Source organism: Bradyrhizobium sp. 215_C5_N1_1 (assembly GCF_052075935.1).
In the GTDB taxonomy this organism is placed as follows: Bacteria; Pseudomonadota; Alphaproteobacteria; order Rhizobiales; family Xanthobacteraceae; genus Bradyrhizobium; species Bradyrhizobium barranii.
In genome coordinates this window covers 6,801,925-6,824,354 of the sequence record NZ_CP197228.1, presented here as the reverse complement: position 1 = coordinate 6,824,354, position 22,430 = coordinate 6,801,925, and the positions used below count along the sequence as shown (strand labels likewise).

Below are 22,430 nucleotides of genomic sequence, written 5' to 3'. Positions count from 1 at the left end.
CGTCCTGGAATGACAGCGGGGCTACTTCTTCACCGTCTTCGCCGGTGCCTTCGGTGGCGCGACCGGCGTCTTCTTCACCGGTTTCAGCGCGTCGGCGTCGGCGGCGGTGTTGAGATCGTCGATGAATTTTTTGACGCGCGCGGCGTTGCTGCCGAGATCACTGTCGAAATAGCGCGACGCCGAGCGGATATCGACGCGGGAATCGTCACCATCGGGCACGACCCGGATCGAGATGTCCTCGCGGAACCCCATGATCGGCGTCCGTGCCACCGCCTCGATGCGGCCGATACGGCGCGGTGGCTGCGGCTCGCGCTCGTCGATGACGAGCCATTTGCGCTTGATGACGAGCTGGCGCGCGATCGCATAGGCCCGATCGACCGGGATCTCCAGCTCGATCGGCTCGATGTCCGGGTAGAACTGGCGCTGCTGCTCGGCCGAATAGAGGCCGGCATAGACCGCGGTGTTGGTGCCATCGCCGGTGCGCAGGTGCGCGAGCGCGTCGAAGCGCGGCGGGTCGATCGGGTTGGTGGTGATGTCGTAGATCGGCGGCAGCTTGCGGTATTGCAGGGCGAGATAAGCGGGATAAGCGAGGATCGCGCCGTTGATGAGGAAGGCGAGCAGGATGCGCCCCATGCCGCGCGAGCCGTTCTGCCAGATCGCGGCAAAGCCCGCGAGCCCAAACAGGATCGAGAGGCCGGCGATCGCGAGCCCGCCGAAGAACGTCATCAGCGCCGGTTTCATCTCCAGGAAGTCGAAGCGGACGATGATGATCGAGACCACCACCGCCACCACCGCGAACACGGCCAGATTACGCGCCCAGCTCGCGAGGCTGGACACGGGCTCCGACTGATAGGGAGCGGAAAACCTGCGGGCCATCGGGTGAAGCTCTGCCGGGGTTTTGGGCGATGTCGGCCGATTTGGCGCGACGATGGGCCGTTGAGACCACGGCCCGGGGGCAAATTCAAGGGTTCCGCATGCGCCCAGACCGTCATGCCCGGGCATAGCCGTCCGAAGGACGGCGTCGCTTCCACTCGCCTATGCCCGGGCATCCACGTTCTCCGTGCCGCGGGGCAAGGCGTGGATGGCCGGGACAGGCCCGGCCATGTCGTTATGGAGGCTTCAATGCGTCGAGCGCTCACGCCCTCCAGGGGAGGGCGGTACCGAGGGTTACGCCGCCGCGTTCGGGAAACGGTAATCCTTGAACTGGTCGCGTAGTGCGGTCTTCAGGATCTTGCCGGTCGCGGTGTGCGGAATGCCTTCGACGAAGGCGACGTCGTCGGGCATCCACCATTTGGCGATCTTGCCGTCCATGAACTTCAGGATGTCCTCGCGGCTGGCCTGCTGGCCCTGCTTGAGCTGCACGATCAGCAGCGGCCGCTCGTCCCATTTGGGATGATAGATGCCGATGACGGCGGCCTCCGCCACGGCGGGATGGCCGACCGCGAGGTTTTCGAGGTCGATCGAGGAGATCCACTCGCCGCCGGACTTGATCACGTCCTTGGAGCGGTCGGTGATCCGCATGTAGCCGGCCTCGTCGATGGTCGCGACGTCACCGGTGTCGAAGAAGCCTTCCTCGTCGAGGATGTTGCTGTCGACACGGTAATAGGCCTTGGCAACGGCGGGGCCGGAGACCTTGAGACGGCCGAAGGTCTTGCCGTCCCAGGGCAGCTCCTTGCCGGCATCGTCGGTGATCTTCATCTCCACCGCAAAGGGCGCATAGCCCTGCATCTGAAGCACGTCGAGCCGCGCCTCACCGGTCGCATTCTGGAACGGCGGCTTCAGCGCCGCGACGCTGCCGATCGGGCTCATCTCGGTCATGCCCCAGGCGTGGCGCACGTTCGAGCCCATGTCGAGGAAGGCCTTGATCATCGAGCGCGGCATCGCCGAGCCGCCGCAGATCACCATCTTCAAAGCCGGCAGCTTCAGATTGTTGGCGGCCATGTGCTGCAGCAGCATCAGCCACACCGTGGGCACGCCCGCCGTGTGCGTCACCTTCTCGGTCGAGAGCAGCTCGTAGACGGAGGCGCCGTCGAGCTTGGCGCCGGGCATGACCAGCTTGGTGCCTTGCGAGGGGGCCGAGAAGGCGATGCCCCAGCTATTGGCATGGAACAGCGGCACCACCGGCAGCATTGTCTCGGACGCGCTGGTGCCGAGCGCATCGACATTGTTCGCCATCAGCGCGTGCAGCACGTTGGAGCGATGCGAATACAGGACACCCTTCGGATCGCCCGTGGTGCCGGATGTGTAGCACATCGCGGCGGCCGTGTTCTCGTCAAAGTCCTTCCATTCGAACTTGCCGTCGGCCTCCGCGATCCAGTCCTCGTAGGCGACCACGTTCTTCAGCGTGGTCTCAGGCAGATGCGCCTTGTCGGTGAGCACGACGTAGCGTTCCACGCTTGGCAGCTTGTCGGCGATCTTCTCCAGGACCGGAACGAAGGTGAGGTCGGTCATCACGATGCGGTCCTGCGCATGGTTGATGATCCAGGCGATCTGCTCGGGGAAAAGGCGGGGATTGACGGTATGGCAGATGGCGCCGATCCCCATGATGCCGTACCAGACCTCGAGATGGCGCCAGGTGTTCCAGGCGATCGTTGCGACACGGTCGCCGAGCTTGATGCCGTCTCGCTCCAGCACCTGCGAGACCTTGAGCGCCCGCTTGTGGATTTCGCCGTAGGTGGTGCGATGGATCGGTCCCTCGACCGATCGCGTAACGACCTCCTGCTTGCCATGAATCTTGGCGGCGTGTTCGATGATCCGGTGGCAGAGCAGGGGCCAATCTTGCATCAAACCAAGCATTCAGACATTCCTCCGAGGTGGGCTGGACTTTTTATAGCTCTCAGCGCTGGGCCAAAGAATTGTCATGAGTTTTAGCCTGCCGGACTTTCGCCGCAAATGGTCTTGTCGCGGCTATATGTCCGCAGGCGCGGCAATGGTTACCGCTGCGCTCGGGCTGTCGCTTGTGCTGGCGGAGCGGGCAGAAGCGCGAAAATATGCTACGCCGCTGGATATCTTCGGTCTTGGTACACCACGGCCGCGCGCGAAGGTGCACTCCGCCAGGATACCGCTACCAAAGCCCCGCCCGGAGGAGGCCCCCCAAGCAACGGACGAGGCCGCGCCGGAGGCAGAGGGGAAGCCTTCCGCAGACAAGCCGAGCGCGACCAAGCCCGTCGAGGCCGCGCCGCCGCCCGAGAAGCAGCTCTCGGTCTGCCGGCTCGCCTTGACCGAGGAGATCGCCGTCGCGCCGTCCATTCCCGATATTCGCGGCCCCGGCGCCTGCGGCGGCGAGGATCTGGTGCGGCTGGAGGCGATCGTGCTGCCGGACAAGCGCAAGGTGGCGGTCAAGCCGGCGGCGATCCTCCGCTGCACCATGGCCTCCGCGATCGCCGATTGGGTGCGCAAGGACATGGTGCCGCTGGCGGCGAGCCTCGGCTCGACCATCAGCGATCTCGACAATTTCGACAGTTTCGAATGCCGAGGCCGTAACCGCATCGCCGGCGCGATGCTGTCCGAGCACGGCAAGGCCAACGCGCTCGACGTCCGCGCCATCAAGCTCGCCAACGGGCGGTCGATCGGCCTGACCGACCGCGGCATGCCGCGCGATGTGCGCGAGCGCGTGCTGCATTCAGTCTGCGCGCGCTTTTCCACCGTGCTCGGTCCGGGCTCGGACTGGTATCACGAGGACCACATCCATCTCGACCTGGCGCAGCGGCGCAACGACTACCGGATCTGTCAGTGGAACGTCTGGGATCCCCTGCCGCAGGTCGCCCCGTTGCTGCCGGCGGGACGGCCCGAGGAGGCGCCGCCGCGCGAGGTCGCGGCCAGGCCTGAGGCCAAGGATGGGGCCAAGGACGGAGCTGATGACGAGCCGGCGCAGAAATCCCCTGCGCCGGCGGACAAGTCGGCCGCCGATGGCACCAAAGCCGAGCCGCACAAGCCGGCAACAAAAAAGCGCCGGTAAAACCGGCGCTTTTGAATGTCCGAGAGCAGGAGGCGATCAGTAGCTGCCCGCCTGGCCCGTCTGGCTGCCGCCGAGCGCGAGGCGCGAATTGTAGGGCGAGTCGCCATGCTTCGGCTCGAGCACCACGACGATGGTGCCGACCTTGACGCGGCCATAGAGGTCGATCGCGTCTTCGTTGGTTAGGCGGATGCAGCCCGACGAGATCGAGGCGCCGATATATTCCGGCTGGTTGGTGCCGTGAATGCGGAACAGCGTGTCCTTGCCGCCGGAGTAGAGATACATCGCGCGGGAGCCCATCGGATTGTCCGGACCCGGTGCAACGTAGGTCGGCACGCCCAGTCGCGAAATCTCGCCTGGGGTCGGATGCCAGGCCGGCCACTCGGTCATGCTGCCAACCTTGGCAATGCCCGACCAGGCCATGGCTTCTTCGCCGACGGTGATGCCGTAGCGGATCGCCTTGCCGCCATCCATGACCCAGTAGAGGTAATGGTTGTCGGAATCGACCACGATCGAGCCCGGCGATTCCTTGCGGTGGTAATCGACGATGGCGCGGCGGAACGGCTCGGCGACGGGGGTGTTCTCGTACCGGACCTTGGCGAGGAGTTCCTTGTCCTTCGGCTTGAAGGCCTTGGTGTCGGTCGCTTCAAAATGTGTGGCCTGCATGCAGCCCGACAGCATCAGGCCAGCGGCCAAAATACCCAGCATAACTTTCAGCGACGACATGATTTGATTCCAATCGACAACAACTAGCTTTCGCGGGGCTTGAGACGCGCCCAAACCACGACTCCGTTGGGCCCTATTATCGTTGAAATCTGCCACAATTCCAGCGTTTCGGACCTTTTCCCGCGCTGCAAGAGCCGAGCTGTGGCTTTTTTGCCGCAAGTTTTGCGCTCCTGTGCTGGTTTTTAGGCAAAGCACGCCCGACTGTCGATTCCGTGCCACGGTTGGGCCACGGCGCCGCCACAAATGCAAACGCTCCGTTAATGTGCTTGTCATCATGAACTTGTCAGAATCGCGCTAAGGGCTGTCAGTCTGTCGCAGGCCCCTGCTGGAGTTGTGCATGTTTTCTGTGTTCGTTCCCTCCGACTCCTCCCTCAAGAAAGCGGTTGTCGAAGACCTCGCGGCGGTTCCGGAGCATGCGGTGTGGATCGACCTGGTCAACCCGACCGCGGCTGAGGACAAGGCGGTGGAGCGGCTCTCCGGTATTGCGATCCCGACCCGGGAGGACATGCAGGAGATCGAGATCTCCAGCCGGCTCTATATCGAGAACAGCGCGCGCTACATGACGGCGACGCTGATGTGCCAGTCCGACACCGACATGCCCCGGACCACGGCTGTGACTTTCATTCTCGGCGATCATCGCCTGGTGACGGTGCGCTACGACCAGCCCAAGCCGTTTGCGCTGGTCGAGGCCAAGCTGGCCCGGTCCTGCACGCCCGCGATCACCGGCGAGATGGTGCTGATGGAACTGCTGGACGCCGTGATCGACCGCTGCGCCGACATCCTGGAGCGCTGCGGCGCCGAGATCGACCAGGTCTCGCACGACATCTTCGAGCCGGAGAGCGAGCGCCACGGCCACGCCAAGCAATATTCCCAGATCCTGATCTCGATCGGCCGCAAGGGCGATCTGACCTCGAAGGTTCGCGAAAGCCTGGTGTCGATCGGCCGCGTCGTCACCTTCCTCTCCGCGGTGGTGGAGGGCGTGAAATGGTCGAAGGACATGCGCGAGCAGCTCAAGACCATGCAGCGCGACGTCGCCTCGCTGACCGACCACGCCTCCTATCTCTCCAGCAAGATCACCTTCGTGCTCGACGCCATGCTCGGCGTCGTCAATCTCGAGCAGAACAACATCATCAAGCTGTTTTCGGTCATGGCCGTTGTCCTGATGCCGCCGACGCTGATCGCCTCGATCTACGGCATGAATTTCAAGGCGATGCCGGAACTCGAATGGGTCCACGGCTATCCGATGGCGCTGGTGATGATGCTCGCCGCCGCGATCGTCCCGTACTGGCTCTTCAAGTGGAAGAAGTGGCTTTGATACCTACCGAGACCTTACGCCGTTCAACGAGACACGGTGGTTGGTGTCGCAGAATAGAGCGGGATTGAGGCCGCGCCGTGATGTGTGCCCGCCGCCCCAATTCCTCCGGTAAAATTTGAGCGGTGGGCTGAACGTTTGCGCGAAACTTGTCTGCGATAAGCAGCATGTTAGCCGCGAGGAACAGCCATGGTTGAAAAACACATAACGTCGCCCCGCAACGTCATCGATCTGGCGAATTATCGTCAGGTCCTGGCGAGCGGCAAGGCGTTGTCGATGTCGGCGCGCATGTGCCGGCACTGTGGTGCTCCGCTGCTCGACGGTGAGAACGACGACGACTGCTCGACTGCGTTCAGCACGGCCGCTCCGCGGCTGCGCGATCGGTCGCGTCGGATTCGAGTCGATTGAGGAACGGAAGGGTAAAGGCGATCCAGGTCCTGCGGCGGCGTTGTCTGGATCGCCTTGCTTCCCGCCCTTCGAGCGGGAAAATCATCTAGCGCTTCACGATCTGGGCCGTCGAGACGACGGTCTCGGCGATGGCGCCGTCGCGACTGAAGGGAGCGAGATGCTGCCCGACGTCGCGCAGCATCGCGTCGGCATTTTCGCCAAGCGCTTCCGGCGATGACGACGAGTAGGTGAGGGTGCGGCGTGTCAGGTCCTGCACACTGATTGTGTGGCTGGTCTCAACCGTGACGAGCTCGGTGGGCTGAAAGGCGCTGCCGCGAAAGAACGCCGGCAAGTCGCGATGGGTGCGCGTGCCCATGCCTGCCTCCTCCCAGAGCTTGGCCGGTGACCAGCGGCGGCGGACGTCGTTGTAGCCATCGAGCCACGGGTTGCTGCCGTCGGTGGCCGAGAACGAGGCGCAGATCAGAATTGCCCCATCGCGCGCGACCAGTCGATCGAGCCGCGCAAGCGTCGGCTCACGATCCATCCAATGCAGCGCGCGGCCGATGGTCGCGACGTCGAATGCGCCGATGTCGGGGCTAAGCGTCTCGACCTTGCCTTCGATCAGCGTGAGTGCGTGGCCTGCGCTCGCAGCCGCGCGTCGCGCCGCATCGAGCATGGCAGGTTCAGGGTCGACGCCGACGATGCGGCCGACATAGGGGCCGAAGCCGAGCGCCAGGAGTCCGGGTCCGGTGCCGAGGTCTATCAGGCTGCTCTGTTTGGTAAGACCAAGCTTATGCGCGACGCTGCGAAAGAATTCGCTCGGGTAGGGCGGCCGCAAATGCTCGTAGAGTGACGCAGTGCTCGCGAACCGGCCCATGCTTCGCCTGCCTGGCCTTACACGTGCTGGCCGCCGTTGATGTGGATCTCGGCGCCGTTGACGTAAGAGCTGGTGTCCGTGCACAGCACGTAGATGATCTTGGCGACCTCGTCGGGCGTGCCGAGCCGGTGCATCGGGATCTGCTGGTCGACGATCTTCTCGGTGCCCGGCGACAGGATCGAGGTGTCGATCTCGCCCGGCGCGATAGCGTTGACGCGGACGCCGACGCGGCCGAAATCGGAGGCCATTTCGCGCGTCAGGGATGCAAGCGCGGCTTTCGATGTGGCATAGGCGGCGCCCGCAAAGGGGTGCACGCGCGAGCCCGCGATCGAGGTGACGTTCACGACCGAGCCCCTGGCCGCCTTCAACTCCTCGATCAATCCCCGCGCGATCATGATCGGCGCAAAGAAATTGACGTGGAAGACGTGCGTCCAGGTGTCGAGGTCGGTGTCGACCGAGCCAAGCCGCGAGCCGCCCGGACCCTTCGGCGAGATCGCGGCGTTGTTGACGAGCGCATGCAGCATGCCGCCTTCGAGCCGGTTGCGGATGTCGGTGATCGCGCGCGCGGTGTCCAGGGGGTTGCCGAGGTCGACCTGGATGTGGTCCTCGGGGCCGGCGTCCCACGGACAGTCCTCGGGGAAGGGATGCCGCGAGCAGGTGATGACGCGCCAGCCCGCCGACGAGAACCGGATCACGGTGGCGTGGCCGATGCCGCGGCTCGCTCCGGTCAGGAGCAGCGTGCGGCGCGGCGCATTGGACGAATGCGGCATGGACATCTTTCAGGTCGGCCTAAGCTCAGGGATACATCCGCGTCTTGGACCATGGCTGGCCGGCCGCGTCACGGCGAAATTCGATACGGTCGTGCAGGCGGAACGGGCGGTCGTGCCAGAACTCGATACGCGAGGGCGTGATGCGCCAGCCGCTCCAGCCCGGCGGCCGCGGCACCTCGCCGATGATGTGCTTGGCCGCGACCTTTGCGATGGCCTGTTCGAAGGCGAAGCGGCTTTCCAGCGCCTCGGACTGCTTGCTCGCCCAGGCGCCGATCTGCGCCTGCTTGGGACGGGTGGCGAAGTAAGCGTCTGCCTCGGCGTCGGTCACTGGCGTCACGTTGCCGCGGATGCGGACCTGACGGCGCAGCGACTTCCAGTGAAAAAGTAACGCCGCCTTAGGATTTGCGGCGAGTTCGCGGCCCTTCTGGCTCGCGATGTGGCTGTAGAAGACGAAACCGTCGGCATCGAAGCCCTTCATCAGCACCATGCGCACGTCTGGCAGCCCGTCGGGGTCGACGGTTGCGAGCGCCATGGCGTTCGGATCGTTCGGCTCGCTCTTGATCGCCTCGTTCAGCCAGGCCTCGAACAGCGCAAACGGTTCGTCGGCGGCGGTGAAATCACCGGATGTTAAGGGTGTCTGGTGTTTCATCGAGGTCGTGTCGGTCATGTCCGGAGTCCGAATTGCGTCCCGCGGCCCAAAACGCGTTGTTGTCCGCTACCGCCCTATATAGGGCATGGGGACGCGTTGGCCTATCGGCGATCCGGCCGTCCGGCTTTGTCATGACAATGATTCTGATCGGGCTCGGCTCCGGCGGCTGCAGCTTTTCCCGCAACGACACCAGTGCCTACGCCAAGGCCGACGACAGCGACCTGACCGGCTCGATCGCGCGGCCGGCAAAGGACGCCCCGCCGACCGACACCGATCTTGCCTTCGCCCGTAACGCCGCCTCCGACGTCCTGAGCAAGGGCGACAAGGATTCCAGCCAGCACTGGGAGAATCCGGAAACCGGAGCGCGTGGCTCGGTGACGCCGATCGCGCAGTCCTACGCCGCCGAGGACGGCCGCAAGTGCCGGGACTTCCTGGCGAGCTACGTCAATGGCAGCACCGAAAGCTGGCTCCAGGGCGCCGGCTGCCAAAGCAGCCGTGGCCGTTGGGAGATTCATACGCTAAAGCCGTGGCGGAGCTAGGAATCGGCTCTGCGGCTAGTTGCAAAAATGCCACTCGCCTCCCACATGACCAGCAGATGGGGCGGGGAGCCCTTTGAACAATTCGATTTCTCTTGAAGGAGACGTGACGGATGCGCGACCCCTATGAGGTCTTGGGGGTGCCGCGGAGCGCCAACGCTGCCGCGATCAAGAGCGCCTATCGCAAGCTTGCCAAGAAGCACCATCCCGACAGCAACAAGGATGACCCCAAGGCCGCCGAGCGCTTCTCCGAGATCAATTCGGCGAACGAGATCATCGGCGACGAGGACAAGCGCAAGCAGTTCGACCGCGGCGAGATCGACGCCGACGGCAAGCCGCGCTTCCAGGGTTTTCCGGGCGGCGGCGGGCCGCGCGGCCGTGCGGGTCCCGGCGGGTTCGAAAGCTATACGTTCCGCAGTGGCGGCGCGGGCCCGGGCCAGGGCGGCGGCGCGTTCGAGGACATCCTCAACAGCATGTTCGGCGGGACGCGTGGTGCGCGGCCCGGGGCCGGCGGCGCCGGGCAGTTCGAATTCGACACCGGCGGGATCGGCCTCGATCTCGACGTCAATGTCGCGATGTCAGTCTCGCTGGAAGAATCGGTCAAGGGTGGCGAGAAGCGCGTCCGGTTGCCGACGGGCAAGGAGCTCAACGTCAAGATTCCGGCCGGCGTCACCGAGGGCCAGCAGATCCGGTTGCGGGGGCAGGGCGAGAGCGCTCAGGGCCATCCGCCGGGCGATCTCCTGATCACGATCAGCATCGCGCCGCACCCGTACTTCAAGATCGAGGGCGCCGACCTCAGGATCGACCTGCCGGTCACGCTCTACGAGGCGGTGCTCGGCGGCAAGGTCCGCGTGCCGACCCTCGGCAATGCCGTGGAACTGTCGGTCCCGAAAAACACCTCCAGCGGCCGGACCTTCCGCCTCAAGGGCAAGGGATTGCCAAAAGCCGGCGGAACCGGGGATCTCTTCGTTACCATCAGGATTATGCTACCGGACGGGAACGACGCCGAGCTTGAGGCATTGATGGAGAAGTGGCGGGACCAACACCCCTACAATCCACGTAGCGGGCTTGGCTAAGGCATGATCCGGACCCGGGGGGCCGCGTGAGCGCGAGGCGTTCATTTGGCGTTCAGCGGCTTTCCGAAAAGATCATGCGCAGAGAAAACTGCTGAAGCGTGAGCCATCGCGCTTTAGGGCGAAGTCGCAACTGAAGGGGGTTCTCCCAGAAGTCCAGAGCATCTCTCGACAGATGATGCTCGTCATATGCCTGAGGCGTGAGAGCGCCTCTCGGCCCATGTGGTTCGACGTGTCGGCTGTCCGGCGGGGCAGTCGATAATAGGTGCGGCCTCGAGAGGGGGACCAGCGCGGTACCAAAAACCCCAATCGAGGCCGCCCGCGTCGATCGGCGGATCGAACGCTACTCATTTTCTCGTGAGCATCCGGTGCGATAATGAGACGCACCCATGTCTTGATTCCAAATTTTCAATGTCGGAATCGAGGCACCGCCTTCAAGCGGTTGCTCAGGTACCGTTTTTCTCGGCTTGGTCGTAGACCGCCTGCGCGACCTTGGTCAGGCGATCGCGATCGCTGCCGCCGCTGACGACGTAGCCGACGCCGCGCTCGGCCCAGAACAGTGCGCCGTCCTTGTCGGCTTTGGCGTAGCGCATCTGAGTCGCGCCGGTCTCGGTCTTGGCGGTGTAGATCGTGTACCGCTCGCCCGAGGCGCCCTCATACATCAGGAACGACGCCGGACCGTTCGGCCCCGGCAAGAGCCGGCCGCCGACGAGCTTCAACCCGCTCGCCTCCAGGTTCGGCGCGAACACGGTCCAGCCGCAGCGCCTGGTCAGCCAGGCCTGGAGATGGTCTCGCTCGTTGCCGCCGACCTCGACCGGGTGGCGAACCTCGACGACATAGAGGCGGTGGGCGTCGAGCGCGTCCGCTGTAAAGCTCTGGAAGGTCGAGGGGGCGTTGGCGGCGCCGTGCGCCACCCAGCCGGCGGTGCCGCCGGCCACGAAGGCGACCAGCACAGCCGCCGCGGCGCCATAGAACCATTGCCGGGGACGGCGCTCCAGCCGCTCGAGCTCCAGCCGGGCCGGCACCGGCTCCTGGACGACAGAGTCGTAACGCGCGTGCAGCATCTCGGCCATGGCGCGCCAGGACTGCACGCGTCCGGCATCGTCAGGGTGTGCGGCAAGCCAGGCCTCGACGTCGGCGCGGCGCTCGGCCGGCAGCTCGCCGTCGACATAGGCGTGCAGCTCGTCTTCGGTAATGGGAATATTATGGTCGTTCATATCGATCGTCTCTGGCTCTGCGGCCCAAAATGTCTTTCGCGGTTCAACTGCGCTGCTTCCCGCTCCATGCAGGCGAAGCGACCCGCGCGATGCATCAACACTGCCATCACTTCACCCGCTTGAGCGCCGGGCGCTCACCTTCCAGCGATGCTTTAACGTGGGCTCTCGCCCGCGCCAGGCGCGACATCACGGTGCCGATCGGCACGCCCTGGATGTCGGCGACCTCGCGGTAGCTCATGCCCTCCAGCATCACCAGCAGAAGCACCGAGCGCTGCTCCTCGACCAGCGTCGCCAGCGCCTTCTCGATGTCGCGCCCTTCGGCCTCGGTCCCGCTGGCATCCGGATTGTTCTCCGTCAGCTGCGTGAATTGCGGGCGCCTTGCCAGCGAGCGCCGCCGGTTCTTGTTGAGGTTGGTCAGGATCGTATAGAGCCAGCTCCTGACATCGCCTCCGAGGAACAGGCGCTCCGAACGCAGCGCCCGCACCAGCGTATCCTGCACCAGGTCGTCGGCCGCATCCGCATCGCGCGTGAGCGCGCGGGCGTAGCGGCGCAACGCCGGGATCATGGCTTCCACACTCTGGCGAAACGCACTCATGCCGTCTTGACGTCCTGGTGTCCGGCGCGAGCGCCTCAATCATCATAACACCCGAACGGAACGGCTATTCCGGCGCTTGAAACAGCGTTAACGCCGCGTATTAGGACTGTACCGCGAAGGAGGGCTGGTGTACCTCCAGACCTCAACGAGAGCTCGACGGGACGCTCAAAAATGTCGCAGGATTCAGGTCTGATACAGGGACTGATGCAAGGCAAGCGCGGGGTGATCCTCGGCCTTGCCAACAACCGCTCGATCGCCTGGGGCATCGCCAAGGCATGCCACGCAGCCGGCGCCGAGCTTGCCTTCACCTATCAGGGCGATGCGCTCAAGAAGCGCGTCGAGCCGCTCGCCGCCGAGATCGGCGGTCTCGTGCTCGGCCATTGCGACGTCACCGATGCTGCCACCATCGACGCCGCCTTCGCAGTGCTGAAGGAGAAGTGGGGCAAGATCGACTTCCTGGTGCACGCGATCGCCTATGGCGAGCAGCTTGATGGCCGCTACGTCGACACCACGCCGGAGAATTTCTCCAAGTCGATGCTGATCTCCTGCTACTCGTTCACCGCCGTGGCGCAGCGCGCCGAGAAGCTGATGACCGATGGCGGCTCGCTCATCACGCTCAGCTATTACGGCGCCGAGAAGTGGATGCCGCACTACAACGTGATGGGCGTGGCGAAGGCTGCGCTGGAGGCCAGCGTGCGCTATCTCGCGGCCGATCTCGGCGAGAAGAACATCCGCGTCAACGCGATCTCGGCCGGCCCGATCAAGACGCTCGCGGCATCCGGCATCGGCGACTTCCGCTATATCCTGAAGTGGAACGAGAACAACGCGCCAATGCGGCGCAACGTCTCGATCGAAGACGTCGGCGGCAGCGCGCTGTATTTCCTCTCCGATCTCGCGCGCGGCGTCACCGGCGAGGTGCATCACGTCGATTCCGGCTATCACGTGCTCGGCATGAAGCGCCCGGACGCGCCGGACATCTCGTTCGGCGGCAAGGACTAGCTTATAAATCTGGAATGCCCGTGCCCACGATCTATTATCTTCGCCACGGTGAGACCGAGTGGAACGCGCTCGGGAGGCTTCAGGGCACCAAGGACGTTCCGCTGAACGCGCGTGGACGCGGTCAGGCCGTGCAGGCCGGCGGCGTGCTGGCGGATCTTTTCAAGCGCGACGGCAAGGACAAGGCGGCGTTACCCTATGTGTCGAGCCCGCTCGGGCGTGCACGCCAGACCATGGAACTCGCGCGCGGCAAGCTCGAACTGCCGCAGGCCGACTACGCGCTCGACGATCGCCTGCGCGAGATCGGCTACGGCAGCTGGGAAGGGCTGACGCTGGCCGAGAGCGAGGCGGCCGATCCGGACGTCTACGCCCGGCGCCTCGCCGACAAATGGACGGTCGGCCCCGCGGACGGGGAGACCTACGCCGATGTGCAGGTCCGCGTGCGGGCCTGGTACGACGAGCTCCGGACCGATACCGTTGCGGTCGCCCATGGCGGGACTTGCCGGGCCCTGATGGTTTCGCTCGGCCTTGAGACGCCGGCCAGCGCCGCCGAGCTCTATATCGAGCAGGGCGCCGTCTACGTCTTCCGCGACGGGCGGCTGGAGAAGTTTAGTTAGGCCGGTTCGCCGTCATCCACGGTGGCTATGGGTTTGACCCCCGGCCCCCCGCGCGTTACCACACGCCGGACCCGACCCAGCGAGCAGCGATGTCCTTCAACACTTTCGGCCACATGTTCCGCGTCACCACCTTCGGCGAGAGCCATGGGGTAGCGATCGGTTGCGTGGTCGACGGCTGTCCGCCCATGATCCCGCTCACCGAGGCCGATATCCAGCAGGATCTCGACCGCCGCCGGCCCGGCCAATCGCGCTTCACCACCCAGCGCCAGGAGCCGGACCAGGTCAAAATCCTGTCCGGCGTGATGGCGCATCCGGAGACCGGCGTGCAGGTGACGACGGGCACCCCGATCGGCCTGCTGATCGAGAACACCGATCAGCGCTCGAAGGACTATTCCGAGATCAAGGACAAGTTTCGTCCCGGCCACGCCGACTTCACCTACGAGGCCAAATACGGCCTGCGCGACTATCGCGGTGGCGGCCGCTCCTCGGCGCGCGAGACGGCAATGCGCGTCGCTGCGGGTGCGATCGCGCGAAAGGTGCTGCCCGACGTCAAGGTCCGCGGCGCGCTGGTGCAAATCGGCCCGCACAAGATCGACCGCGACAAATGGGACTGGGACGAGATTGCGAAAAATCCGTTCTTCTGTCCGGACAAGGACAAGGCCGCGTTCTTCGAGACCTATCTCGACGGCATCCGCAAGAGCGGCTCGTCGATCGGCGCGGTGATCGAGGTCGTCGCCGAAGGCGTGCCGGCAGGCCTTGGTGCCCCGATCTACGCAAAACTCGATTCTGATCTCGCGGGCGCGATGATGACCATCAACGCGGTGAAGGGCGTCGAGATCGGCGCCGGCTTTGGCGCGGCGGAGCTCACCGGCGAAGAGAACGCCGACGAGATGCGCACAGGCAATGATGGCACGCGCTTCCTCTCCAACCATGCCGGCGGCGTTCTGGGCGGCATCTCCACCGGACAGCCGGTGGTGGTGCGCTTCGCGGTGAAGCCGACCTCGTCGATCCTCCAGCCGCGCCTCACTGTCGATCGCAAGGGCGCCGACACCGAGATCTTCACCAAGGGCCGCCACGACCCCTGCGTCGGCATCCGCGCCGTGCCCGTCGGCGAGGCGATGATGGCCTGCGTGCTCGCCGATCATTTCATTCGGGATCGCGGGCAGGTCGGCCGGTAGGGCATTCGTGTCGCGGTACTAGCCCACCGCGCAGCTTGACGTCCCCACAACTTCGTCCGCAAATGCGGACATGCAAAACTCCGAGATCCAGCGCATCACCAACTGGCTGATCGACGGTGCGAGGTCGTCCGGGACCCCTTCCGAGATGATCGCCGAGGTCTGCGAGCATCTGGTCGCGGCCGGCCTGCCGCTGTCGCGGTTCGGCATCTTCATTCGCACGCTGCATCCGGAAATCTTCGGCCGCAACTTCATCTGGCGGCAGGGCCAGAAGGTCGAGATCGGCACCGTCGATTTCGAGATCCTGGAGACGCCCGAGTTCGCCCGGAGCCCGCTCCGGATCGTGTTCGAGGAGGGGCTGGAGGTCCGGGGACGGATGGACGATCCGGACAGCAAGCGGTTTCCGTTCCTCGACGACATGCGCGCCGAAGGCGTGACCGACTACCTCGCGATGCCGATGCACTATCTCGACGGCTCGATCCATGCGACGAGCTGGGTCACGCGGCAGCCCGGCGGCTTCAGCGACGACGACATCGCGGCGATCCGGACCCTCGGGGCACCGCTTGCGCGCGTCAGCGAGATCATCAGCCTGCGCCGCACCGCCGAGATGCTGCTCGACACCTATGTCGGCAACCGTGCCGGCGCGCGCATCCTCGGCGGCCAGATCCGCCGCGGCCACAACGACACCATGCAGGCCGCGATCTGGCTCTCGGATCTGCGCGGGTTCACTGCGCTGTCGGACCGGCTGCCGGCCGAGACCGTGGTCGAGATCCTCAACCAGTATTTCGACTGCCAGGTCACCGCGATCCGGGGCCATGGCGGCGAGGTGCTGAAATTCATGGGCGACGGCCTGCTCGCGGTGTTCCCGATCGACGAATATGTCGGCGATGCCGCCCATGTCTGCACCCGCGTGCTGGAGGCCGCGCGCGAATCCCGCGCCAGCGTCGAGGCGCTCGCTTTCCCGGTCGGCGACATCGTCGAGCGCTTCCGCTTCGGCGTCGCGCTGCACGTCGGCAACATCCTCTACGGCAATATCGGCGGCGGCAACCGGCTCGACTTCACCTGCATCGGCCCCGCCGTCAATCTCGCGGCAAGGCTGGAGAAGATCACGGGCCGGCTGGGGCGGACCGTCGTGGTCTCGGAAGTCTTCGCGAACGCCTGCCGCCATGACTGGCGCGAGCTCGGCGAATTTCCGATCGCGGGATTTTCCAAGGCGCAGCGCGTGTATGGGCTTGCCGAAGAGACGCCGGTGGTGATGGCCTGAAAGTCGATGCATGATCCCGCATGTGAGACGATGGGTATGCTTGGCACTCTTCCTGTTTCTGGCAGCCTGCGGGTTCGTTCAGGACGACGCGATTGACGGTCCCTATCGTCTCGTCGCCGTCGACACGGATGACGACATGACGCTTTGCCGCTCCGTCGGCACGGATGGAACTTGCGTTGGCGACGGCCTCCCGGAGCCTACGGTCTTTCAGGCCGGCGCGAACGCCCAGTACATCGTGTTCGCTCGCCATCCATGGACATCGGGAAAGCGACCGGACCGCTCCGTCACGGAGTTTTACTACATCTCGCGAAAAGCAAACGAATGGGACGTTGCGGTGCGGGTTTTCGTGAGCGGCCCCTTCACTGAATCTGAATACCTGGAGGAGAAGCGGAGGCTGCAGCTTCCGGAGTTCAGCAAGGTCTTTGCCAGGTTGAAGTAGCTTGCGACCAGATCATCACAGCAGCCTCAGGCGTGGCTCGCGAGCAGCGAAGCCCTATTCCTCGGGCTCCGTCGTGAACAGCAGCGGATAGCCCTTGGCGCGGCCGGCGTCGGTGGCGCGGGTGGCCTTGGTTTCGGCGACGTCCCTGGTGAACACGGCGACCACGCAGGCGCCCAGCTTGTGCGCGGTGATCATGACCTTGTAGGCCTGATCCTCGGTCATGCGGAACTCGGCCTTGAGGATCATCGTGACGAATTCGCGTGGCGTGAAGTCGTCGTTGATCAGGATGACCTTGTGCAGCTTGGGCCGCTCGACCTTGGTCTTCGTCCTGGTTTTAGGCTTGGTAACGGTGTCGTTCATTCCGCCTCCCGGAAACGGCGGGCTCGGTTCAGCCGCGGTGCTCAGTGTGCGGTCCTCTCACCATATTGTAGGACCTGCACCTTCTCCAAGGTGATCAGGCCGCTCGACATCATGCCATCCAGGATGGGCAGGAATGCGTTGATGCTGTCCTCGCTGTCGACGATCTCGATCAGCAGCGGCAGGTCTTCCGACAGCCGTAGGATCTTCGAGGTGTGTAGCCGGCTCGACTTGCCGAACCCCATCGGGCCGCGCAGCACGGTGGCGCCCGCGAGATGCCGCTCGCGCGCCGTCATCACGATCGCTTCGTAAAGCGGCTTGCCGTCGAAATGGTCGCTCTCGCCGATGAAGATCCGGAGCGAAACAGCCTGATTGGGGATTTGCATGGTCAGCTCCTCGTCAAGCGGTTGTAGCGGCTTGCCATCATATGGCCGAGCCACACGGAGACCAGCCAGCAGATGACGGATGCCGCGATATAGGCGAGTGCCGTGTATTTCATGCCGCCGTGGAACAGGCGGAAGGTCTCCAGGCTGAAGGCCGAGAAGGTGGTGTAGCCGCCGCAAAACCCGGTCATGACGAATTGCCGGTGCTCGGGCCGCGCCAGCATGCGGCCGTCGGGGCCGGTCAGCGTTGCGTAGAAGCCGATGATGAGCGATCCCGTGGCATTGATGAACAGCGTCGCGACGGGGAAGCCCGGGCCGGTGTCGAGCACGAGGGAGACGAAGTAGCGCGCGAGGCCGCCAAGGACGCTGCCGAAGGAAACCCAGGCATAGAGCATCGTGCTGCGCCAGCGGTCGGTGGAGGAGGGAACGGTCATCCGCCTCTAGCCTCCAAGACCGTCAGCGAGGACAAAGCCGAAACTGACGGCGGCAAGGCAAAGCCCGACCGAGAGCGCGACATTGCCGAGCGCATGCATCGGCTCGCCGTTGCGCGCCAAGGTCAGCGTTTGCAGGCTGAACGAGGATACCGTGGTGTAGCAGCCGAGGAACCCGGTCACCGCGAACAGCCAGGGATTGGGGGAGGCGAAGATCGAGCCGGGATGGGTTGCCAGCGCGCCGAAAATGCCGATCAGGAAGGCGCCGGTGATGTTGATGGTCATGGTGCCCCAGGGAAAGGTCTCGCCCAGCCGCCGCGCGATCGCGCCCGAGACGAAATAGCGCGCGCAGCCGCCGAGAACGCTGCCGATCACGATTGCGATCACTCCGCTCAACACGACGAACGCCCCTCCATCATCATTTGTCCTCCGCTGCCAGACCATTGCCGACGGCGAGCAGCCCTGCGAGCGCGACCAGCGCGAAGCCGAGCCCGGCCAAAAACGTGCCTGCCGGACCGTAGGCATCCCACAGCGCGCCGGCGATCACGCTTGCTGCCAGCAAGGCCAGTCCGGTGAACAGGTTGAAATAGCCGAATGCGGTGCCGCGCAGGCTCGGCGGCGCGGCGTCGGCGACGAGGGCCGACAGCAGGCCTTGGGTCAATCCCATGTGCAGCCCCCACAGCACGACGCCGAGCGCGAGGCCCGCGAGGCTAGGCAGCAGCGCGAGCGCGAGGTCGGCGGCCGCGAGGAAGACGAGGCCGAGCGCGAGCAGGCCGGTCCGGTTGATCCGGTCCGACAGCACGCCGGCGGGATAGGCCGACAGCGCATAGACCACGTTCATCAGCACCAGCACCGCCGGCACCCACATCGCCGAGAGACCGATGTTCTGCGCGCGCAGGATCAAGAAGGCCTCGCTGAAACGCGCGAGCGTGAACACCACGCCGACCGAGACGACGCGCCAGTACACGGATCCGAGCTGCCGCATGGCGGAGGTGTTCAGCGGATTCTTCGTAGTCTCCCGGCTTGGGTCCGGCTCCGGCTCGCTCACCGCGAATGCGATCAGGCCGAAAGACAGGAAGGCCGGCAGCACCGCCACCCAGAAGACAAGGGCAAAATTATCTGCCGTCCACCACATCAGGCCGATCGCCACGAGCGGTCCGACGAATGCGCCGATGGTGTCGAGCGACTGCCGCAGGCCGAAGCTCGCGCCGCGCAGACCCGCAGGTGCGATATCGGCGATCAGCGCATCGCGCGGTGCGCCGCGAATACCCTTGCCGACGCGGTCGATGAAGCGCGCGGCAATCAGCCAACCGACGCTGGGGGCAAGCGGGAACAGCGGTTTTGTCAGCGCGGCTAGGCCGTAGCCGAGCGCCGCGAGGAGCTTGCGCCGGCCGAGCCAGTCGGACAATGCGCCGGAGAAGATCTTCGTGATCGAGGCGGTCGCCTCCGCAATGCCCTCGATGAAGCCGACCGTCAGCGTGGAGGCCCCGAGCACAGTGACGAGATAGACCGGCAGCAGCGCGTGGATCATCTCGGAGGAGACGTCCATCAGCATCGAGACGAAGCCGAGCACCCAGATCCCCCTGGGCAGCCCCGCACGCGCAGCATTCGGTGTCGTCGTCGTCACGCCCTGACCTTCGCCTTCAGGCAACAAAAAACCCGCCATCGGCGGGTTTGTCCATGCTCCCGCCAAAGGCCGAGGCTTTTGAGATTGCCCCTCCTCGAGCAGGAGTCATCAGCCCACTACGGTCACAGGCCGACGGGCGGTTGTCGGGGGACTCCATCCCCATCTGTACATCCAACCTAGCATGGAAATCGCACCGGACAAGTGGGCGGGGAACGTCTGTCTTCGGCTCGATGCTGCTGGACGCTCCGGAATGATGGCGTGAGCGATCGCGCATGTCCCCGTGGCGCAAGCGCGGCAACACGGCGGCAGCTTTGCGTGACGTGCGCATTCCCAACTCGCGAATTCCTAACTGGAATGTGAAGCGCAAGCGATCTTCGGACTTTGCGGCAAGGCGATTGCATGTCACCATCGCGTCATACGACGGGAGACTGCGATGCGCATGCTGTTCTCGATCGGGGCTGTGCTGGTGGCCGGCGTACTCGCCGGAGGGGATGTCGCGGGCATCGCGGCACCAGGGCCCAAATTTGAACCGAGCAAGAGTTCGCCACAACGGCTAGCGGCCGATCGGGACGCGCAGACGGTCGATGTCGAGCTGGTCCTCGCGGTCGACGTCTCCTACTCCATGGACATGGATGAACTCGCGATCCAGCGCGAAGGCTATGCGCAGGCGATCCAGTCGAAGGAATTCCTCCAGGCGCTGAAGCTCGGGCCGAATGGCCGGATCGCGGTGACTTACTTCGAATGGGCCGCTTCCAGCGATCAGAAGATCATCATCCCGTGGCGGCTGGTCGACGGACCGGAGACGGCGGACGCGGTCGCCGCCGAGATCTTGAAGACGCCGATCCGGCGCGCCTCGCGCACCTCGATCTCCGGGGCGATCACGTTCGCGATGCCGTTGTTCGACGAGGATCCCTATCGCGGCTTGCGCCGCGTGATCGACATTTCCGGTGACGGCCCCAACAACAATGGCGGCCCGGTCACGGCGGCGCGCGACGCCGCGCTCGAGAAGGGCATCGTCATCAACGGCCTGCCGATCATGGTCAAGGAGCCGTCCTATTCGACCATGGATATCGACAATCTCGACTACTATTACGAGGACTGCGTCATCGGCGGTCCCGGCTCCTTCGTCATCACGATCAAGGATCGCGACAAGTTCAAGGAAGCGATCCGCACCAAGCTCCTGATGGAGGTCGCGGGCCGCATGCCGGAGCGCCCCGTGAGGCGCGTTGCCGACAAGGAGCCACGGGTCAGCTGCTTGATCGGCGAGAAGATCTGGTCGGACCGCTGGGGGCGCTGATCCGCACCACCCCGAATGAGACCTTTTGCCCTGTCCCGCCCGCGGTCGAATTTAACCACGCGTTAACTGCTGCGTGGCCCTAATCGGCCTGCTTCCGGTTGTTTCCGGATAAAGTTCTGACTTCGCCGTCCGGCGCGCGAACAGAAGCGGGTCTGTCAGACAAATCCGCCGAGCAATCCAATGGCCATCGTCACATCGAGCACCAGCCAGATTTCGCCCGCCAACGAGCGGGTGTATCACCAGAGCAGTCTGGTGGGTGACTGGAAGGGCAATTGGGCAGGCAACAACCAGGCCGTCGGCTTCAAGGTCGTGAACATCCGCGGGGCCAGGGCCCAGATCGAGTACACCCATAACGGGCACACCGAGCGCGGTATCGGCGAGGTCAATGGTGCAACGATAAGCTACGGCAACGTCACGGTCGGCACCAAGGACGGCAAGAACCTGGTGCTCCTGTTCTCCTCGGGCGTTGGCAAGCAGAGCGCGACTTTGCAGAAACAGGCGCCGGCAGGTTCCGACAGCATCCTCATGGGAAGCTGGGGCGGCTATTCCGCCGACATCGGCAAGAGCGCGAGCTTTCGCGTGCTGGCCATCAACGGCAAGGAGGCGACGGTCAGCGTCACCACCGACGGTATCACCCGCCAGGGCACCGGCTACGTCTACAGGAACGTCATCATGTTCGGGCAGTCGCAGATATCGACCGACAACGGACAAAACGGCAAGATCATCTATCAGGTCGGCTCCAAATCCTTCACTGTGCCGGTGACGAAATATCCGCCTGCGGATTCGTCGTCCTCGGTGGACAGGACGGCCTGAACGTCAGCCTCCCTGGGCGGCCGGCGGCCCCCTCACCATTTCGGCGCCCGCTTCTCCACGAACGCCCTCAAACCCTCCTGCGCTTCGTCCGACGTCGCGACATTGCAGAAATCGTCCACTGCACTTGCGATGCTGCGCCGGTAGTCGAGATCGATCTGGCGCATGAAGGCGGCGCGGCCCATCCGCAGCACGGCGGCCGACTTGCCGGCGAATTGCGCCGCGAGCTTGATCACCTCGGCGTCGAGCTCGGCATCGGCAACGACGCGGTTCACCACGCCGAGCTCGCGCGCCTCCGCGGCGGTGAAGACGCGGCCGGTGAACAGCAGCTCGAAAGCGCGATGACGTCCGACGATGCGCGGCAGATGCGCGTAGTGGATCGCGGGAATGACGCCGACGTCGATCTCGGGATAGCCGAACGTCGCGCTCTCGGTTGCCAGCACCACGTCGCAGGACACCGCCATGGTCATGCCGCCGCCGCGCGCCGCGCCTCCGACCGCGGCGATCGATGGCTTTCCGAGCCCATACTGGGCGTCGTAAAGGTCGATATAGAGCGCCTGGAGGAATTCGCGGATCTCGGCGCCGGATTTCCCCAGCAGGATGTCGAGGTCGAGGCCGGCCGAAAAGCGCTTGGCGATCGCGCTCGCCAGCACGACAACGCGTGCTTCCGGATCGTTCGCCGCGCGACGCAGGGCCGCGACCACCGCACGGATGACTTCGAGGCTCAGTGCATTGACAGGCGGGCGGCGCAGCGTGATGCGGGCGATGTTGCCTGCGCGTTCGTAGGCGACTGGATTGTCAGATGTCACCGGGTTCTCCATGCTTTCGGGAAACGTGCGGCATCGATCGCGGTGGTGGCGCGGTTATTTCGCGTCGAGCGGCGGCAGCGGCGGGACGCTGTCGTTCGGCGCTTCCGCCTTGTTCGGCGACAGCTTAC

25 protein-coding genes and 1 riboswitch are annotated in these 22,430 nt (G+C 64.8%); of the genes, 11 read left to right on the top strand and 14 right to left on the bottom strand.

What is annotated here, in order from left to right:
• Positions 1-21: 21 nt before the first annotated feature.
• A complete protein-coding gene (locus AB7G19_RS32690; protein ID WP_028148216.1) occupies positions 22-876 on the bottom strand; it encodes a DUF1499 domain-containing protein in 855 nt (284 codons plus the stop codon).
• 291 nt (positions 877-1,167) lie between these two features.
• Positions 1,168-2,796: a fatty-acid--CoA ligase gene (locus AB7G19_RS32685; protein WP_063984935.1), complete on the bottom strand. Its 1,629-nt coding sequence runs from the start codon at positions 2,794-2,796 to the stop codon at positions 1,168-1,170.
• Positions 2,797-2,860: 64 nt separating this feature from the next.
• Here AB7G19_RS32685 and AB7G19_RS32680 point away from each other — a divergent pair, with 64 nt between their 5' ends.
• Positions 2,861-3,958 carry an extensin family protein gene (locus AB7G19_RS32680; RefSeq protein ID WP_085401297.1) on the top strand — a complete coding sequence of 366 codons (1,098 nt, stop codon included), beginning with the start codon at positions 2,861-2,863 and terminating at the stop codon, positions 3,956-3,958.
• Positions 3,959-3,994: 36 nt separating this feature from the next.
• Here the strand turns inward: AB7G19_RS32680 and AB7G19_RS32675 are convergent, their stop codons facing one another.
• On the bottom strand, positions 3,995-4,681 hold the full coding sequence (locus tag AB7G19_RS32675) for a L,D-transpeptidase (RefSeq protein WP_063984933.1): 687 nt from the start codon (positions 4,679-4,681) through the stop codon (positions 3,995-3,997).
• Between the two features lie 337 nt (positions 4,682-5,018).
• Here AB7G19_RS32675 and AB7G19_RS32670 point away from each other — a divergent pair, with 337 nt between their 5' ends.
• The gene (locus tag AB7G19_RS32670) at positions 5,019-5,996 is read left to right on the top strand and encodes a magnesium transporter CorA family protein (protein ID WP_085401296.1); all 978 of its coding nucleotides are present in this window, start codon (positions 5,019-5,021) and stop codon (positions 5,994-5,996) included.
• A 490-nt stretch (positions 5,997-6,486) separates the two neighbouring features.
• On the opposite strand, the gene AB7G19_RS32665 is transcribed toward AB7G19_RS32670, so the two are convergent.
• The 3 genes from AB7G19_RS32665 to pdxH are packed head-to-tail and all read right to left on the bottom strand — an operon-like array spanning position 6,487 to position 8,694.
• Positions 6,487-7,257 (bottom strand): class I SAM-dependent methyltransferase, encoded by a 771-nt coding sequence (locus AB7G19_RS32665; RefSeq protein ID WP_085401294.1) that lies wholly within the window; start codon positions 7,255-7,257, stop codon positions 6,487-6,489.
• 17 nt (positions 7,258-7,274) lie between these two features.
• On the bottom strand, positions 7,275-8,027 hold the full coding sequence (locus tag AB7G19_RS32660) for an SDR family NAD(P)-dependent oxidoreductase (protein WP_063984930.1): 753 nt from the start codon (positions 8,025-8,027) through the stop codon (positions 7,275-7,277).
• Between the two features lie 25 nt (positions 8,028-8,052).
• Positions 8,053-8,694, bottom strand: a complete 642-nt coding sequence (pdxH, locus tag AB7G19_RS32655) for a pyridoxamine 5'-phosphate oxidase (protein ID WP_085401293.1) — start codon at positions 8,692-8,694, stop codon at positions 8,053-8,055.
• 113 nt (positions 8,695-8,807) lie between these two features.
• Here pdxH and AB7G19_RS32650 point away from each other — a divergent pair, with 113 nt between their 5' ends.
• Entirely contained in the window at positions 8,808-9,215 is a 408-nt protein-coding gene (locus AB7G19_RS32650) for an RT0821/Lpp0805 family surface protein (protein ID WP_028158074.1), read from the top strand.
• A gap of 110 nt (positions 9,216-9,325) precedes the next feature.
• Positions 9,326-10,288 (top strand): DnaJ C-terminal domain-containing protein, encoded by a 963-nt coding sequence (locus tag AB7G19_RS32645; RefSeq protein WP_085401292.1) that lies wholly within the window; start codon positions 9,326-9,328, stop codon positions 10,286-10,288.
• A 443-nt stretch (positions 10,289-10,731) separates the two neighbouring features.
• On the opposite strand, the gene AB7G19_RS32640 is transcribed toward AB7G19_RS32645, so the two are convergent.
• Positions 10,732-11,502 (bottom strand): anti-sigma factor family protein, encoded by a 771-nt coding sequence (locus AB7G19_RS32640; RefSeq protein WP_085401291.1) that lies wholly within the window; start codon positions 11,500-11,502, stop codon positions 10,732-10,734.
• A gap of 106 nt (positions 11,503-11,608) precedes the next feature.
• On the bottom strand, positions 11,609-12,097 hold the full coding sequence (locus AB7G19_RS32635) for a sigma-70 family RNA polymerase sigma factor (RefSeq protein ID WP_014497222.1): 489 nt from the start codon (positions 12,095-12,097) through the stop codon (positions 11,609-11,611).
• A gap of 171 nt (positions 12,098-12,268) precedes the next feature.
• Between AB7G19_RS32635 and fabI the strand changes: the two genes are divergently transcribed.
• The 5 genes from fabI (at position 12,269) to AB7G19_RS32610 (ending at position 16,588) form a co-directional block, all read left to right on the top strand.
• The gene (gene fabI, locus AB7G19_RS32630) at positions 12,269-13,096 is read left to right on the top strand and encodes an enoyl-ACP reductase FabI (RefSeq protein ID WP_085401290.1); all 828 of its coding nucleotides are present in this window, start codon (positions 12,269-12,271) and stop codon (positions 13,094-13,096) included.
• 14 nt (positions 13,097-13,110) lie between these two features.
• The gene (locus tag AB7G19_RS32625) at positions 13,111-13,710 is read left to right on the top strand and encodes a histidine phosphatase family protein (RefSeq protein ID WP_028148204.1); all 600 of its coding nucleotides are present in this window, start codon (positions 13,111-13,113) and stop codon (positions 13,708-13,710) included.
• Positions 13,711-13,799: 89 nt separating this feature from the next.
• Complete coding sequence (gene aroC, locus AB7G19_RS32620; RefSeq protein WP_071916063.1) at positions 13,800-14,888, top strand: chorismate synthase; 1,089 nt, start codon at positions 13,800-13,802, stop codon at positions 14,886-14,888.
• A gap of 70 nt (positions 14,889-14,958) precedes the next feature.
• A complete protein-coding gene (locus AB7G19_RS32615) occupies positions 14,959-16,149 on the top strand; it encodes an adenylate/guanylate cyclase domain-containing protein (protein ID WP_085401289.1) in 1,191 nt (396 codons plus the stop codon).
• Between the two features lie 40 nt (positions 16,150-16,189).
• Complete coding sequence (locus tag AB7G19_RS32610; RefSeq protein ID WP_085401288.1) at positions 16,190-16,588, top strand: hypothetical protein; 399 nt, start codon at positions 16,190-16,192, stop codon at positions 16,586-16,588.
• 54 nt (positions 16,589-16,642) lie between these two features.
• On the opposite strand, the gene clpS is transcribed toward AB7G19_RS32610, so the two are convergent.
• Genes clpS through AB7G19_RS32585 form a run of 5 tightly spaced genes read right to left on the bottom strand, consistent with a single transcriptional unit; the run spans position 16,643 to position 19,425 of the window.
• Positions 16,643-16,948, bottom strand: a complete 306-nt coding sequence (gene clpS / locus AB7G19_RS32605) for an ATP-dependent Clp protease adapter ClpS (RefSeq protein WP_014497217.1) — start codon at positions 16,946-16,948, stop codon at positions 16,643-16,645.
• 41 nt (positions 16,949-16,989) lie between these two features.
• Positions 16,990-17,331: a DUF190 domain-containing protein gene (locus tag AB7G19_RS32600; protein WP_085401287.1), complete on the bottom strand. Its 342-nt coding sequence runs from the start codon at positions 17,329-17,331 to the stop codon at positions 16,990-16,992.
• A 2-nt stretch (positions 17,332-17,333) separates the two neighbouring features.
• Positions 17,334-17,762, bottom strand: a complete 429-nt coding sequence (gene crcB / locus AB7G19_RS32595) for a fluoride efflux transporter CrcB (RefSeq protein ID WP_085401286.1) — start codon at positions 17,760-17,762, stop codon at positions 17,334-17,336.
• A gap of 6 nt (positions 17,763-17,768) precedes the next feature.
• Entirely contained in the window at positions 17,769-18,203 is a 435-nt protein-coding gene (gene crcB / locus AB7G19_RS32590) for a fluoride efflux transporter CrcB (RefSeq protein ID WP_085401285.1), read from the bottom strand.
• Entirely contained in the window at positions 18,178-19,425 is a 1,248-nt protein-coding gene (locus tag AB7G19_RS32585) for an MFS transporter (protein ID WP_244623381.1), read from the bottom strand. Before AB7G19_RS32585 ends, crcB (AB7G19_RS32590) begins: the two co-directional genes overlap by 26 nt.
• A gap of 53 nt (positions 19,426-19,478) precedes the next feature.
• A riboswitch (Fluoride riboswitch) is annotated at positions 19,479-19,556 on the bottom strand.
• 263 nt (positions 19,557-19,819) lie between these two features.
• Here AB7G19_RS32585 and AB7G19_RS32580 point away from each other — a divergent pair.
• Positions 19,820-20,683, top strand: coding sequence for a DUF1194 domain-containing protein (locus AB7G19_RS32580; RefSeq protein WP_063984919.1), 864 nt, complete (start codon positions 19,820-19,822; stop codon positions 20,681-20,683).
• Positions 20,684-20,863: 180 nt separating this feature from the next.
• Positions 20,864-21,496 (top strand): hypothetical protein, encoded by a 633-nt coding sequence (locus tag AB7G19_RS32575; protein ID WP_071916058.1) that lies wholly within the window; start codon positions 20,864-20,866, stop codon positions 21,494-21,496.
• 32 nt (positions 21,497-21,528) lie between these two features.
• On the opposite strand, the gene AB7G19_RS32570 is transcribed toward AB7G19_RS32575, so the two are convergent.
• Positions 21,529-22,302, bottom strand: coding sequence for an enoyl-CoA hydratase/isomerase family protein (locus AB7G19_RS32570; protein WP_085401329.1), 774 nt, complete (start codon positions 22,300-22,302; stop codon positions 21,529-21,531).
• Between the last annotated feature and the right edge of the window lie 128 nt (positions 22,303-22,430).

What these genes read in the sequence shown, in the direction of transcription:
- AB7G19_RS32690 (WP_028148216.1), bottom strand. Translation starts at nt 876, where the DNA reads ATGGCCCGCAGGTTTTCCGCTCCCTATCAGTCGGAGCCCGTGTCCAGC.
- AB7G19_RS32685 (WP_063984935.1), bottom strand. Translation starts at nt 2,796, where the DNA reads ATGCTTGGTTTGATGCAAGATTGGCCCCTGCTCTGCCACCGGATCATC.
- AB7G19_RS32680 (WP_085401297.1), top strand. Translation starts at nt 2,861, where the DNA reads ATGAGTTTTAGCCTGCCGGACTTTCGCCGCAAATGGTCTTGTCGCGGC.
- AB7G19_RS32675 (WP_063984933.1), bottom strand. Translation starts at nt 4,681, where the DNA reads ATGTCGTCGCTGAAAGTTATGCTGGGTATTTTGGCCGCTGGCCTGATG.
- AB7G19_RS32670 (WP_085401296.1), top strand. Translation starts at nt 5,019, where the DNA reads ATGTTTTCTGTGTTCGTTCCCTCCGACTCCTCCCTCAAGAAAGCGGTT.
- AB7G19_RS32665 (WP_085401294.1), bottom strand. Translation starts at nt 7,257, where the DNA reads ATGGGCCGGTTCGCGAGCACTGCGTCACTCTACGAGCATTTGCGGCCG.
- AB7G19_RS32660 (WP_063984930.1), bottom strand. Translation starts at nt 8,027, where the DNA reads ATGCCGCATTCGTCCAATGCGCCGCGCCGCACGCTGCTCCTGACCGGA.
- pdxH (WP_085401293.1), bottom strand. Translation starts at nt 8,694, where the DNA reads ATGACCGACACGACCTCGATGAAACACCAGACACCCTTAACATCCGGT.
- AB7G19_RS32650 (WP_028158074.1), top strand. Translation starts at nt 8,808, where the DNA reads ATGACAATGATTCTGATCGGGCTCGGCTCCGGCGGCTGCAGCTTTTCC.
- AB7G19_RS32645 (WP_085401292.1), top strand. Translation starts at nt 9,326, where the DNA reads ATGCGCGACCCCTATGAGGTCTTGGGGGTGCCGCGGAGCGCCAACGCT.
- AB7G19_RS32640 (WP_085401291.1), bottom strand. Translation starts at nt 11,502, where the DNA reads ATGAACGACCATAATATTCCCATTACCGAAGACGAGCTGCACGCCTAT.
- AB7G19_RS32635 (WP_014497222.1), bottom strand. Translation starts at nt 12,097, where the DNA reads ATGAGTGCGTTTCGCCAGAGTGTGGAAGCCATGATCCCGGCGTTGCGC.
- fabI (WP_085401290.1), top strand. Translation starts at nt 12,269, where the DNA reads ATGTCGCAGGATTCAGGTCTGATACAGGGACTGATGCAAGGCAAGCGC.
- AB7G19_RS32625 (WP_028148204.1), top strand. Translation starts at nt 13,111, where the DNA reads ATGCCCGTGCCCACGATCTATTATCTTCGCCACGGTGAGACCGAGTGG.
- aroC (WP_071916063.1), top strand. Translation starts at nt 13,800, where the DNA reads ATGTCCTTCAACACTTTCGGCCACATGTTCCGCGTCACCACCTTCGGC.
- AB7G19_RS32615 (WP_085401289.1), top strand. Translation starts at nt 14,959, where the DNA reads ATGCAAAACTCCGAGATCCAGCGCATCACCAACTGGCTGATCGACGGT.
- clpS (WP_014497217.1), bottom strand. Translation starts at nt 16,948, where the DNA reads ATGAACGACACCGTTACCAAGCCTAAAACCAGGACGAAGACCAAGGTC.
- AB7G19_RS32600 (WP_085401287.1), bottom strand. Translation starts at nt 17,331, where the DNA reads ATGCAAATCCCCAATCAGGCTGTTTCGCTCCGGATCTTCATCGGCGAG.
- crcB (WP_085401286.1), bottom strand. Translation starts at nt 17,762, where the DNA reads ATGACCGTTCCCTCCTCCACCGACCGCTGGCGCAGCACGATGCTCTAT.
- crcB (WP_085401285.1), bottom strand. Translation starts at nt 18,203, where the DNA reads ATGGTCTGGCAGCGGAGGACAAATGATGATGGAGGGGCGTTCGTCGTG.
- AB7G19_RS32585 (WP_244623381.1), bottom strand. Translation starts at nt 19,425, where the DNA reads ATGGCGGGTTTTTTGTTGCCTGAAGGCGAAGGTCAGGGCGTGACGACG.
- AB7G19_RS32580 (WP_063984919.1), top strand. Translation starts at nt 19,820, where the DNA reads ATGCGCATGCTGTTCTCGATCGGGGCTGTGCTGGTGGCCGGCGTACTC.
- AB7G19_RS32575 (WP_071916058.1), top strand. Translation starts at nt 20,864, where the DNA reads ATGGCCATCGTCACATCGAGCACCAGCCAGATTTCGCCCGCCAACGAG.